Below are 12918 nucleotides of genomic sequence, written 5' to 3'. Positions count from 1 at the left end.
GAAGGCCGTCCAGCGGGGAAACACCTCGCGGGTCGTCTCCTCGCTCGTCAAGCCGTCGTGCCTCATCATTGACGAGGTGGGGAGATGCGTCTACGACAGGCCGTGCACCGACCTGTTCTTCGATGTCGTCGACAGGCGCTACGAGAAGGAGGGGCCGAACGCGATGGTCCTCACGAGCAACATCGCCCCGAGCGGGTGGGATGAGTTCTTCACGGGCGACGACACGCTCCTCTGCGCCCTCGACAGGCTGTTCGACAAGGCGTCGGTGTTCGTGATGCGGGGCCCGAGCTACCGCGGCAGGGAGCTTGACACCTACTCGGTGGAGGCCGTCCCCCAGGCGGTGAAGGTGAGGGGGATCCAGCCCGAGGGGATGTAGGAATGCGATAGGAAAGTCATAGATGCGGGCGTGTTGGCTAAAATGGGTCGGCCGGGATTGGTCAATCTCGGCCGACTATATTTGGCTAAATTATTCCGGCGCTAACACCAGAGAGGTCCCTTTGTCCGGTAGTGGCGAGGGGAGCCTCTCTTTTGCTCACCTCTTGCGGCGGAGGGGGACACCATGCGCCTATGCAGGACAAACTGCGCGTTCTTGTCGAATGATGGGCTATGTGTAGAGATGATGGTCTCGGGTAGAGGCCGTGTCGCGCTCGGCTGCGATGAGCCAGGCAATTCAATCTTCATCCGGGAGGGCCTTGGCAAGACAAGCAGGGCGAAGACCTTGGCGACGTTCGGGAGCCGTGTGGCGCCCGGCTCCACGCTCATCCACGACATGGAGGGCGCGCACATGACGCTTGTCAACAAGCTGTCACTGAAGAGCCAGCACTACAACGCGAAGCTGCTCAAGGGCGTTCCCGACGGTCAGAACCCGCTGGGGCCCGTGAACCGGATGCGCTACTTCATGCAGTGCTTCCTGAGGGCTCATCCCGGCTCCAACCGGGACGACATGCGGGGCTGTGGCTATGAGTCCGCCCGAGGACAAGCTTGAGAAGGTCGCGATGGTGCTCGATCGGGCAATGCGATACCCGAAAACGCTCAGGTTCAGGCAGTTCTATGCAAGAAAGCCCAGTTCAGATGAGTTCGACGAGCAATATTTATCAACACAGTGCAAGGGGGGATTATATTTGTATTTCATCCGTGTTGAGCTTCACACGGTGCGCGACTCATCGCAAACTGGCGGGCGCAGCGGAAAGAAAACCGACTGCAGACGAACGATCGATATCGGGAGCAAATAGCCACCGGATGCTTTTCGGTCTCCTACGCGTCGACCTCCGCGATTTCTTCTGCGTCTCGCCAAGTTGAAAGGAGCGATGTCGAAAACTCCTTTTCGGTTAGCGTCAAGACATCCTTCACGCAAAAACCTTTCAATTTGTCAGGAAGCCCAAAACGTGCTTTTTTCCTAATCGAGCTGGCAACCCGCTTCAACGCGGTCTTGTTCTTGTCCTCGTTGTATACCAAAACAAAGACGCAGTGCTCGCGAAACCATCTCGTCCTCTTTCCCCACAGGTCCGAGCAGATCAAAACGCTGTCCTTGCACTTCTCGATGAGGGCGTCCCTTTGGCCAAGATTGATACCAAGCTCTTCGTCATCCTTGGGATTGAGCCTCTTCCCCAGCGTCTCCTTCAGACTGCCGTTTTTAAATTCGACTAGATATAACGTTTCCCGATCGCAATACAGCGCATCGGCGGAGCGCGGGAGTTGCATCCACCTATTGACCTTCTTGCAGTAGCATTCTTTAACAGAGTCAAAATTGACAACAGGCAAATCGTCATCCACAAGAGAGACGCTCCCGTCTCTGGATGTTTTGGAGATGGTCGACGTGCAGTCCCTTAGGATACAGGTCCTGCAACGGGAGCAACCATCGCTGCCATCTGGCACCACGGGAGAGTTCGGATGAGGGCAGGAGGCGCACAGGTCGCTACTCAAGGCCGTACTCCTCCCTCTCAAGCGTATCAAAAGGAGCCGCCAGCTTCTCGTAGGCGACCTCAGTCGAGCCGGTTATTTCGGCAAAGCGAGAGCGTCCATCAGCGCAGGTCTCCGCAAGATAATATGAGCACAATCCATCAACAGCGTGCTTCTTAGAATACACTTCGATCGCATTCAAGAAATATGGACTATGGGTGCTCATTAAGACGTGCATCCCGAGCTCTTTCTGGAGCAGCACGATTATCTCGGCGAAGGCCAGCTGCCATGCAGGATGAAGATGAATCTCGGGTTCATCGAGGATAATAGTCCCTCCGGCATCTAGCGCGCCGGACTTCAAGAGCACCTTCATGATGGCGAACGTCTTCAAGCCAGCAGAAAGGTTCCCAGGCTCCAACCCCCGAGCGAAGCCCTCTTCGAGATACGTAAGGTGACCGCGACTTTCGCTCCTCTCGAAATACCCCGGACATAAGGAGGAGACCTTGTCCATGAGAACCTTCAGGTGCCGCTCCTTCGCGATCTCGTCGAACAGCGAGGACTCGCTGTCATCGTTACGGATGGTCGCCTGAATCAAATCTTGCCGCAGCTCCTCCTGGTGTCCAAGGAGGGGCCTGAACCGAAAAGCGGGGCCGTAGGGCCCTCCGAGAGAATCGATCAGGAACGGGTCGTCCAGATAATGCGCCCTGAATCGCAAAACCCTCCTATCGTGCACCTCCGCCACCTCGTCACCTGCAACCGAGAAAACCGTAGATGCGTCCTTTATCTGGAGTTCGACCTTCCCGGGCTCTTCGCCGAAAACCGAATTGATCTGGCCGTTGAACTCGCTTTGGAACCTGTTTGTCGCAATCGCACGAAATACCTCATCATCGGAGATATCCATGATCTCGATAATCTGATCGGCAACTCCTGCTACGCCATTCGTGAAATCGGATTCGATCTCACGGGAGATCTCCTCCCCGTAATACTCCTTTATCTCATCAATAAGCTCGTCCCTCGTGCACTCGCCCGAAAAAACCCTGTCGATGAAACCATTCATTCTTCCAGCAGTTCGCCTGTGGCGAGACGTGGAGTCGAGAGGGCCTCCCACATATGCCTTCCTGATGGCGCGTTCAACACTATTGCGCCTCATGCGGTCGATTTTGTTCTCCGAATCGGACATGCTGTTGAAGGCCGCATAAAGCGCTTTTCCAACCGTGCTTTTCCCCGTCCCGTTCTCCCCGGCGATCACGGCAATGCCATTAATCTCGATATCGGCCTCAGCGACCCTGCCGATGTTTTTCACCTTGATTTTCAATGCATATCACCAGCTCTAAACTCGCGAGACTCAATAGCTCGATTATCGCACAGGGAGATCGACTTCTCGAGGACTCCCTAAATGGAACGCGCGGGGAGGACATGGCTCGCCGCCGTCCGCTTTGCGTTCGCGCGGGGAAGGGTGACGACCAGGGGCCTCTCCGGGCTCATCAAGAGGAGCGCCGGATCCTCCTCGTCCATTTGAACTGTATTGTATCCCAGGACACTTGACTTAGAGGAATGGCGTTGAGCGGCGATAATCGTTTCAGCGCCAAAAAGAAAGGAGTGTTCAGTCATGGCAGATAGGCTCTCCTGCACAGCGGGGCACCGCACCGAGGCCGCAGACTTCGCCGTCGCGTCGGGGAAGCCCATCGCCCAAGTGGCCGCCGACCTCGGCATCAATGAGAAGATCCTGGGAAGATGGGTGACGGTCAGAAAGAAGGAACTGGCCAACCACCCGGTCGCGGCGGCCGCAAGTGCATGCGCGAGCTCGAGCCCGAGAACGAGCTCCTAAAAGGCCCCGACCTCACATTGGAGGCCGGGGCCCGTAGATTTTGGAATATGCCTAGAAATCTACCGCGGTTGAGTGCTACTCCGCGTCGGCGAAGCCGTTGGGGTTGTGGCTCTGCCAGTTCCAGCTATCGCGGCACATGTCCGCGATGTCGTACTGGGCCTTCCAGCCCATCATGCGCTCGGCCTTGGAGGCATCGCACCAGTTGGCAGCGATGTCGCCGGCGCGGCGCTCGCGGATCACGTAGGGCAGCTCCTTGCCACAAGCCTTGGAGAAGGCGGCGACGACCTCGAGTACCGAGGTGCCGGTGCCGGTGCCCAAGTTAAAGATCTCGACGCCGGTCTTGCCGTTCATCCAGTTAAGGGCGGCAACGTGACCAGATGCCAGATCGCACACGTGGATGTAGTCGCGCACGCCGGTGCCGTCGGGGGTGGGGTAGTCGTTGCCAAAGACCTGAACGGCCTCGAGCTTGCCCACGGCGACCTGGGCGACATAGGGCACCAGGTTGTTGGGGATGCCCTTGGGGTCCTCGCCGATCAGGCCCGACGGATGAGCGCCAATGGGGTTGAAGTAACGGAGCAGCACGACGTCCCACTCGGGGTCGGCGGTGTGGACGTCCATAAGGATCTGCTCGATCATCCACTTGGTCCAACCATAGGGGTTGGTCGCGGGCTTCTTAGGATCCTCCTCGGTGACGGGCGGGTTGTCCGGGTCGCCGTAGACGGTCGAGGAGCTCGAGAAGATGATGGACTTGCAGCCATGGTCGCGCATGACGTCGATGAGCACCAGGGTGTTCTCGATGTTGTTGTGGTAGTACTCGACGGGCTTGCTCACCGACTCGCCGACGGCCTTAAAGCCGGCAAAGTGGATGACGCGGTCGATCTGATGGGTATCGAAGATCTTGTTCATCGCATCGCGGTCGAGCACGTTGGCCTCGTAGAAGGTGAGGTTCTTGGCGGCCTCGTCGCCCACGATGGTCTTGACGCGGTCGACGGCGACGGCGCTGGAGTTGGAGAGATCATCGACGATGACGACCTGGTAGCCACCCTCGAGCAGCTGAACGACGGTGTGCGAGCCGATAAAACCGGCGCCACCGGTAACGAGGACGCAGGTGTCTTTGGGGTCGAGTGCTTTGGACATGTAGTCTCCTATCGAATCAGGAACACTTCTTCAGGGGAGTATAGCGCAGGCAGAGACGCCCAAATCGTGCGCTGTAGGAAAAGCAGAGGATTGTGCTAACGTACTCATCAGAAGAGCTTGCGTACGCATAACCTGATCTTTGGCATTTGCTTGCGAGCCGCTGACCTTGTAGTTTCCTGCCGTTCGTGGAAATCGTTGGGACGCGCCATATGTACGCTAATATGTATGAGTTGAGCGACATATAAATAAACATGTAACGGAGTACATATGTCACCAAACAGCGATTCCATCCTTTCCCAGGAGCTCTCGCGCCGCGCTGCCCTCAAGGCCCTGTTCGGCGCCGCTTCTGCGGCAATTCTTTTTGGCCTGCCCGCTCGCGCCCATGCGGCGGAGGCTTCCAAAGAAACCACCGATAAACTGAATGCCGCCCAGGCCCAGCTCGACGAGGTTCAGGCCCAGCTCGACAGCATCGCAAATGAGTATGCGGCGCTGGCCAACAAGAATGCCCAGACCCTCAACGACATCGAGAATGTCCAGGGCAAGATTGACGACACGCAGGCCCAGATCGATGAAAAGAAGGCCGAGCTCAAGAAGAAGCGCAACGACCTTTCCGATCGCGTGGCCGCCAGCTACAAGTCCGGCGGCACGAACATCCTGTCTTTGCTGCTGGCCTCTGGCTCGTTTGAGGAACTCGTCGCCAACGCGCATTACGTTGAGAAGATCAACAAGAGCGACCGCGATGCCATCGAGGATATCCAGACGATTCAGGCTGAGCTCGACGCACAGAAGACCGAGCTCGAAGCACAAAAGGCCGACCTGGAAAAACTCAAGGACCAGCAGACGGCTCAGATGCAGGATATGCAGGCCAAGCAGCAAGAAGTCCAGACCGTGCTGAACGGTCTTTCCGACGACGTTAAGGAGCTCATGGCTCAGCGCGATTCCGAGATCCTCGCTGCCGCCCAGGCTGAGGAGGCCGCTAGGAAGGCTGCCGCTGCCGCGGCTGCCGCGAACAAGAACAATTCCTACTCGGGTGGTGGATCGTATGCGTCCGGGACCCCGCAACAGAATGCCGGCTCGGGCAAACAGCAGGCCGTCGTCAACGCGTGCTACTCCACGCCTTCGCCGGGTCAGAACTGGTGCGCGGCGTGGGTTACCAATGTCTTCCGTAACGCCGGCGTTGGCTACTTTGGCGGTAACGCGTGCGATATGTTTAACGCATGGTGCTATAGCTCCGACCGCTCGGCGCTGCAGGTGGGCATGATCGTGGCCGATTCCTCGCACAGCGGCACGGGTGCTCCGGGCCTTATCTACGGTCATGTGGGTATCTACGTTGGCGGCGGCATCGTTATGAGCAACGAGGGCGCCATTACGTCTAAGTCGCTTGATTCGTTTATTAGCTTTTATGGCACTGGCTCTGGCGTGCGTTGGGGCTGGCTCGGCGGCGTGGCGCTGTCGTAAAGCCGACGGGGCCGCGTGCCCGCCCGCAATATATTTGATTGCCTGCTCGGGCAGTCCTGCGCAAGACGAAGGCCACATTAAGCGGCCTTCTTTGCGTGCGGAACTCGCGATCAATCAAATATATTGCGGGCGGGCACGCGGCCCTCTTGGGTTCGGGGCGCGGCACACCGGACTGGTTGTCTGAATTAAAGAAAGTGAAGGCCCCTTTCGGGGCCTTCTTTTTATAAAAATTCGCCTACTCGGTGGACTTCGGGTTCTAGGTCTACGTTGAATTGGTCTTTGACGGTTGCCTGGATGTGGCGGATGAGTTCGTCGACGTCGGCGGCGGTGGCGTGGTCGGCGTTGACGATGAAGCCGCAGTGCTTCTCGCTCACCTGCGCGCCGCCAACGGCGTGTCCTCGCAGGCCGGCGTCCATGATGAGCTTGCCGGCAAAGTAGCCCTCGGGGCGCTTGAAAGTGGAGCCGGCACTCGGCATGTCGAGCGGCTGCTTGTCCTCGCGGCGCTGGCGGTAGTCGTCCATGTCGGCCTTGATCATCGCGGCGTTGCCCGGGGCGAGATTGAAGGTGGCCGAAAGCACGATGAAGCCGTCGTCGGCGATGCGGCTCTTGCGATAGCCCAGGTTGAGCTCATCGACATCGAACTCGATGATATTGCCGCTGCCGCGGGTGCCGTCGTCGAGCTGGCGAGCGGGTTTGTAGACGCGCACGGACTTTAGCACATCGGCCATGCAGGCACCGTAGGCACCGGCGTTCATGTAGCAGGCGCCGCCGACCGATCCGGGGATGCCCGAGATGGGCTCCATGCCGGTGAGACCGGCCTCGGCTGCCGCAGCGGCGACATCGGAAAGCAAGGCGCCGGCTGCCGCCGTGACGTGCGTGCCGTCGACCGTGATGTTGGAGAGTCCCTCGCCCAGCGCCACGACGACGCCGCGGATGCCCTTGTCGCCGACGAGCAGGTCGGAGCCGTTGCCCACGATGGTGAGGGGCAGATCGCAGCGATAGCAGGTATCGAGCGTGGCGACGAGGCCCTGCTCGGTATCGGGCGTGACAAAGACGTCGGCCGGGCCGCCGATCTTAAACGTGGTGTGCTCGCGCATGGGCTCGCTCATCAGCACGTTGTCCTCGCCGGCAACGCCAGCAAGCGCGCACAGCAGGTCCTCGTTAAAAAAGTCGTTCTCGTGCATACGGATATCCGCCTTTTGGTGGTCGTTGTCATCAATCGATTGCAATATACCCCACCCGGACGGATTTGGTGCGCTGGCGGCGATAAAACAGCCGTCTACCGGATTGGTAAAGTGTTTATCACCGAGGTAGAGGGGCGGTCGCTATACTTTCAAGAGATTGCGCGTAAACCCGGAAGGAGCGAGATGGCCAACAAAGTCACCCTCAAGCAGATTGCCCAGGAGGTGGGGCTTTCCCCCTCGTCGGTCTCGCTTGTTCTCAATAATCGGCCCTGTCGCATCTCGGAAGAAAACCGCAAGCTCATCAAGGAGGTTGCGGCGCGCAACCACTATGTTCCTAATCAGATCGCGCGCAGCCTGGTCATGCGCGAGTCGCGCACGCTGGGCCTTATCGTCCCTAACATCGAGAGCCGCTTTTTTGCCTCGCTCGCCGGTAGCCTGGAAAAGCGCTGCCGCGAGGACGGCTATGCGCTCTTCATTACCAGCTCGGGTGGAAGTGCCGACGACGATCTGGAGCTGCTGCGCCAGCTGGTAACGCGCGGCGTTGATGGCGTCTTCCTGGTTGTGGGCGACGAGTTCTCCGACGACCGCGCCCTGCGCGAAGAAGTCAGCCATCTGCCTATCCCTGCCGTGATGGTCGACCGTGCCATTGAGGGGCTCGAGTGCGACAAGGTGATGTTCGACCACGAGATGGGTGGCTACATGGCCACTCGCTATCTGATCGAGCAGGGCCACCGTCGCATTGCCTGCTTGGTTAACGCGCGCCGTTCCAATACGGGGCGTAAGCGACTTGCCGGCTATGAGCGCGCGCTGCGCGAGGTTGGCCTGCCTATCGACGCACGTTTGGAGTTTGAGAGCGAGTACTACATTCCGAGTGCCTACGAGGCCTCGGAGGCGGTGCTCGCAACTGATGCCACCGCTGTGTTCGCAAGTTCGGACAACATTGCCCTTGGTCTGCTCAAGCGCTTACACGAGATGGGGAAGAGCATTCCGGGCGACATTTCGGTGGTGAGTTACGACAACTCGGCCGCCGACGTTCTCTTTGAGCCGGCGCTGACCGCGATTGAGCAGGATCCAGGTATCCTCGCGGAGCATGCTTTTGGCTGCATGTCCAAGCGTCTTGCCGGTAGGGGCGGTAGACGTGCCGAAGAGGTCGTCCTGGAGCCGGCGCTTATCGTTAAGGGCAGCGTGCTCGAACTTACCGAATGTAGCTAAGCGTACTTGTTTGTTTGCATAGATTGCATGCGGAGTGTCCGCTATTTGCCGGCGGGGCCGGGGTGCCTGCCTTGTTTTGAGAAGTTCGCGGAGCCCACTTCTCAAAACAAGGCAGGCACCCCGGCCCTCGTCCGTTAACTCTTCCGCTGGGCGAGCCTTAGACGCCGCGCACCGATAGGGTAAGGCAGCGGCTTGAAATTGGTGCTATATTCAGCTTGAGTTGTTTAATGCTAGTACGGGAGGCTGATATGGGGCTGTTCAAGAAGAAAAACCCGCAGGATGCCTTTGATCCCGATGTGTTTACCATCACGGATACGATTTTGGACCCGCCGCGGTTTACATTTTTGCCGGCCATCTACCAGGATGCCACGCGCCGCAAGTGGGCCGTGCATCAGCGCGGCGGCGAGCCGAAGATTTTTGACTATGCGGACGTGTTGCAGTGCGAAGTGGCCGAGGCGGGCGATCCGGAGGCCGAAGAAGCGGTCTCTAAACAGGAATTTGCCCAGCGTATCCTGGCAAATCCTGCCAAGGCAGCAAAAATAAATGCTGCCAAGCGTAATATGTGTCTTGGTATGGGCGTTGTTGTGGCGGTTCAGACGGGAAAAGACGAGGTTTCCAAATTAGAGATTCCCGTTATGACCGACGAAGTCAAACGCGATTCAAGTCTATATAAGTCGTATCGGAATGTCGCCGAGAAGATCAAGGCGGAATTTGATGCCATGGGAGGGCTGGCCTAATTTTGGCGGCATACGTTTCTGAATGAGGAGTCTGTGCAATGGCAGGCGAATCTTATGCAATTCCCCCCAAAGATCATGCTGTTGAGGGAATTCTTTGGTATATCCAGCACCATCAGCTTGCCGGCGGCGATCGCCTGCCGGCCGAGCGCGTGCTGTGCGAAGAGATTGGCGTTTCGCGTACGGCGTTGCGTGCCGGTATCACGCGGCTTATCTCGTGTGGAACGCTCGAGAGCCGTCGCGGATCGGGCACGTATGTGTGTCCTCCCAAGCCGCTGAACATCTTCCAGGAAACGTATAACTTTTCCGATGCTGTGCGGACTGCCGGCCTGCACCCCTCTTCTCGTCTGGTTTCCACCGGGACCATCGAGGCGGATGAGGCGCTTGCCGACAAGCTTGGGGTGGCTGTAGGCGCTCCCTTGCTCCGCATGCAGCGCGTTCGACTTATTGAGGGCGAGCCGGCGTCAATCGAGACCGCTCACGTTAACCTGTCCCTGTGCCCATCGCTTCCCGAGCACGATTTTGAGTGTGAGAGCCTTTACGATGTCTTGCTCAAAGAAGGTGGCGTGCGCGTTGAGCATGGACGTGAGCATATCTCCATCTCGCGTTTGAACGTCGAAGAGGCCGAGCTGCTCCAGCAAGAAGAGGGAACGCCGGTGTTCTATGAGAGCTCGATCGAATTTGATAAGGACATGCGTTTTGTGGAGCATTGCAAATCGGTGATTTTGCCCACAAAGTTCCGCTTTGCCGATAACGGCGAAGAGAACGGCATGAGGAGCGTGGCAGGTGAACAATGGCTGAAACAGTAGATGCCACCCCGGTTTATATGCGCATTCGACGCTGCATCGAGGAACGTATCGAGCGCGGTGCATATCCCACGGGTTCCATGATTCCGTCCGAAAAAGACCTCGCCGAGGAATTTGGTACGACACGCTTGACCATCCGAAGCGCTGTCGATGAGCTGGTTCGGCGCGGGCAGATTCGCCGTGTTCGGGGAAAAGGTGCCTTTGTGGCGCAGAAAGTACCTGCTTTTTTTGAACGCACGGTCGGTTTCCGTGAATCGGTCCGTGCTTCGGGCGGCGAGCCGTCCGTCCGTATTCTCGCGCGTTCCAAGCGTTATGCGGGGCCATATTACGCCGACCTGTTTGGCATCGCCGAGGACGACCTGCTCTATTCCGTTCGACGCCTGAACTGCATAAACGGTAGCCCCGTATCGATTGAGACGGCGCTGATTCCCTGCCTGCTGTTCCCAACCATCGAAGATATTGACGTGTCGGTCTTCAGTTTGTACGAGACCTATGAGATGCTGGGCCGAAAGCCAGTCATGGCACAGGAAAAGCTCGATATCGAGGCACTGGGCGCACGAGATGCCGGCCTCCTTGGACTGGAACAGGGCGATCTTGTTTTGCTTTTGGAATGCGTGAGCTATGACGCGAGCGGTCAGGCTATCGAGTATGTAAAGTCCTTCAATCGTGGCGATACGGGCGGCTACACCTATACGTACTAGCTGGTATTTTGTGAATAACGGCTGGGAAACTAACCAGTTTTGATCGTTGGGTCAGCTGTATATACAACCTTACATGGCTCAAAATCGACCGTTCGCCGAAGGGGATAAATTAATCGACAAAGAGGTATCAAAAAGCCGTAACCTGTAACTGTGATTGGTATCAAATACTAATGATTTGTTACGAGGTGAGACGATGAAGATGCTCGATTACGTTCAGCTTGCCCATGTGCGTATGGGAGAGAACCTCGAGCGTTCGTCTGAGCTGGTAGCGCAGCTCGTTGATATTTTCCAGTCCGGTTCTTTTGACGCGCTGCGCATCGTTGCTTCGGGTTCGTCGCGCCATGCTGCGGATTGCGCCCGCGATTACCTGCAAGATGCGCTGCAGATGCAGGTGTCCGTTGTGACGCCCGAGGCCTTCGTCGATTTTGAACACACCTATCCACAGCATGCGCTTAACATTGCCGTCTCGCAGAGCGGCTATTCAACCAATACGATTGCGGCGCTCGATTACATGCGCGCACACGATATGGCTGCAGTTGCGCTCACGGCAAACGTCGAGGCACCCATCAAGGAACACGCTGACATCGTTCTTGACTACGGTGTGGGCGTCGAGTCGGTGGACTTTGTGACTCTGGGCGTCGAGGTTCTCGTTGAGTACCTGGTGCTCTTTGGTATTTACGGCGGTCAGGCGCGCGGAACGATTGACGCCAAGGGCGTTGCTCAGCGTCTTAATGACCTGCGCGAGGCTATCCAGGCTAATGCCGTGATGTGCAAGACCGCCGAGGCATATGTCCAAGATCACATGCTCGAGCTTTCTGAGCACATGCCCGCCATGGTCGTCGGCAACGGCCCCAACTATGGTGTTGCCGAGGAGGCAGCGCTCAAGCTGAGCGAGACCATCAAGATTCCTGCCATGCATCACGAAGGCGAGGAGTTCGTCCACGGTCCCGAGATGCAGATCGTTCCGGGCTATCTGGTGTTTATCGTCGACGATCCGCAGGGGTCGGAGCGTCTTGCGAATATCGCCGATGCGCTATCGAACGTTACGGCAAAAACGGTGCTGCTCACGGCCCATCCCAAGGGTAGGGCTCACGAGGTTGCGGTGCCTCAGGTGGCTCCGCTGCTCAGCGCAATTCCCAATCTTGTGTTCTTCCAGACGATTGCGGCCATGATCGCCGAGCGTCTGAAGTCATGGAACGTGCACCCGTATCTCGATGCCGTCTCCAAGCAAATGGAGGTCAAGGCAGAGGGCTACGAAGAGTCAGTCAATGCGCTTAAGGCCAAAGCGGCTGAGTGTTACGGAATGTAAGCGGGTTTTGATGCCCGTTGGCATGGGGGATGTGGAAACAACCCCAGAAAGGAGAGACAAATGAAGGAAACCGAGAAGATCGAGATCATGCATTTCGACCAGGAGGGCTATCTCGAGGACGGCAAGGCGCTCTACGAGACCGGCAAGAAGATGACCGCGCTCGCCGACAAGGTCGCCGACGAGGGCTACGACGCCGTGTTCCTGATGGGCGTCGGCGGCACCTGGGACGAGCTCATGCAGCTCGAGTACCTCATGAACAAGTTCGGCGACCGCGACCTCGAGGTCTACCTGATCCACGCCGCCGAGTGGAACGTCATGGGCCACAAGCGCATGACCGAGAAGTCCGTCGTGCTCACCGCCTCCGAGTCCGGCACCACCCCCGAGGTCCTCGAGGCCGTCAAGAAGATGAAGGAAAAGGGCATTCGCGTCTACGCCATGACCAAGCCCGAGGGCCCCATCGGCCAGGCTGTCGGCGCCGAGAACTGCGTCGCCATGGCTTCTGACCATGGTTCGGGCGGCTGCGAGAAGGGCTACTACCTCGCCGACTGCTTCGGCCTGCGCCTGCTCAACCGCCGCGGCTGCTTCCCCAAGTTCGATCTGTTTATCGAGCAGACCAAGGACATCTGGAAGGACATGCTCGATATCCGCAA

The 12918-nt window shown here is 58.0% G+C and carries 13 protein-coding genes and 1 pseudogene; 10 read left to right on the top strand and 4 right to left on the bottom strand.

The annotated features are described in order from the left end of the window. Both HMPREF9463_RS06200 and HMPREF9463_RS11125 read left to right on the top strand, forming a co-directional pair. The coding region (locus tag HMPREF9463_RS06200; protein ID WP_035137755.1) for an ATP-binding protein at nucleotides 1-376 on the top strand (376 nt) is incomplete at its 5' end. A gap of 183 nt (nucleotides 377-559) precedes the next feature. Continuing rightward, nucleotides 560-985 carry a hypothetical protein gene (locus HMPREF9463_RS11125; protein WP_035137754.1) on the top strand — a complete coding sequence of 142 codons (426 nt, stop codon included), beginning with the start codon at nucleotides 560-562 and terminating at the stop codon, nucleotides 983-985. Nucleotides 986-1254: 269 nt separating this feature from the next. Here HMPREF9463_RS11125 and HMPREF9463_RS06185 read toward each other — a convergent pair whose 3' ends face one another. Further along, the gene (locus HMPREF9463_RS06185) at nucleotides 1255-1773 is read right to left on the bottom strand and encodes a hypothetical protein (protein WP_124786586.1); all 519 of its coding nucleotides are present in this window, start codon (nucleotides 1771-1773) and stop codon (nucleotides 1255-1257) included. Nucleotides 1774-1915: 142 nt separating this feature from the next. Beyond that, on the bottom strand, nucleotides 1916-3214 hold the full coding sequence (locus HMPREF9463_RS06180) for an ATP-binding protein (protein ID WP_035137751.1): 1299 nt from the start codon (nucleotides 3212-3214) through the stop codon (nucleotides 1916-1918). A gap of 294 nt (nucleotides 3215-3508) precedes the next feature. On the opposite strand from HMPREF9463_RS06180, the gene HMPREF9463_RS06170 reads away from it, so the two are divergent. After that, nucleotides 3509-3727, top strand: a complete 219-nt coding sequence (locus HMPREF9463_RS06170; RefSeq protein ID WP_035137749.1) for a hypothetical protein — start codon at nucleotides 3509-3511, stop codon at nucleotides 3725-3727. Nucleotides 3728-3802: 75 nt separating this feature from the next. On the opposite strand, the gene galE is transcribed toward HMPREF9463_RS06170, so the two are convergent. Further along, nucleotides 3803-4864 carry a UDP-glucose 4-epimerase GalE gene (galE, locus tag HMPREF9463_RS06165; RefSeq protein WP_035137748.1) on the bottom strand — a complete coding sequence of 354 codons (1062 nt, stop codon included), beginning with the start codon at nucleotides 4862-4864 and terminating at the stop codon, nucleotides 3803-3805. 267 nt (nucleotides 4865-5131) lie between these two features. On the opposite strand from galE, the gene HMPREF9463_RS06160 reads away from it, so the two are divergent. Continuing rightward, nucleotides 5132-6322 (top strand): coiled-coil domain-containing protein, encoded by a 1191-nt coding sequence (locus HMPREF9463_RS06160; protein ID WP_052044109.1) that lies wholly within the window; start codon nucleotides 5132-5134, stop codon nucleotides 6320-6322. A 221-nt stretch (nucleotides 6323-6543) separates the two neighbouring features. On the opposite strand, the gene murB is transcribed toward HMPREF9463_RS06160, so the two are convergent. After that, nucleotides 6544-7506, bottom strand: a complete 963-nt coding sequence (gene murB, locus HMPREF9463_RS06155; protein ID WP_035137747.1) for a UDP-N-acetylmuramate dehydrogenase — start codon at nucleotides 7504-7506, stop codon at nucleotides 6544-6546. Nucleotides 7507-7689: 183 nt separating this feature from the next. Between murB and HMPREF9463_RS06150 the strand changes: the two genes are divergently transcribed. The 6 genes and pseudogenes from HMPREF9463_RS06150 to HMPREF9463_RS06125 form a co-directional block, all read left to right on the top strand. Continuing rightward, a complete protein-coding gene (locus HMPREF9463_RS06150) occupies nucleotides 7690-8718 on the top strand; it encodes a LacI family DNA-binding transcriptional regulator (RefSeq protein WP_035137746.1) in 1029 nt (342 codons plus the stop codon). A gap of 248 nt (nucleotides 8719-8966) precedes the next feature. Then, nucleotides 8967-9455 (top strand): hypothetical protein, encoded by a 489-nt coding sequence (locus HMPREF9463_RS06145; RefSeq protein ID WP_035137745.1) that lies wholly within the window; start codon nucleotides 8967-8969, stop codon nucleotides 9453-9455. A gap of 38 nt (nucleotides 9456-9493) precedes the next feature. Further along, nucleotides 9494-10261: a GntR family transcriptional regulator gene (locus HMPREF9463_RS06140; RefSeq protein WP_035137744.1), complete on the top strand. Its 768-nt coding sequence runs from the start codon at nucleotides 9494-9496 to the stop codon at nucleotides 10259-10261. Continuing rightward, nucleotides 10246-10959, top strand: a complete 714-nt coding sequence (locus HMPREF9463_RS06135) for a GntR family transcriptional regulator (protein ID WP_035137743.1) — start codon at nucleotides 10246-10248, stop codon at nucleotides 10957-10959. The genes HMPREF9463_RS06140 and HMPREF9463_RS06135 overlap by 16 nt, the downstream gene beginning before the upstream one ends. 193 nt (nucleotides 10960-11152) lie before the next feature. Next, nucleotides 11153-12268, top strand: a complete 1116-nt coding sequence (locus tag HMPREF9463_RS06130; RefSeq protein ID WP_035137742.1) for an SIS domain-containing protein — start codon at nucleotides 11153-11155, stop codon at nucleotides 12266-12268. 60 nt (nucleotides 12269-12328) lie between these two features. Then, nucleotides 12329-12918: pseudogene (locus HMPREF9463_RS06125) on the top strand (SIS domain-containing protein); the annotation flags it as partial.

Source organism: Collinsella sp. 4_8_47FAA (genome assembly GCF_000763055.1).
Lineage (GTDB): Bacteria > Actinomycetota > Coriobacteriia > Coriobacteriales > Coriobacteriaceae > Collinsella.
This window is presented reverse-complemented; position numbering and strand designations above follow the sequence as displayed.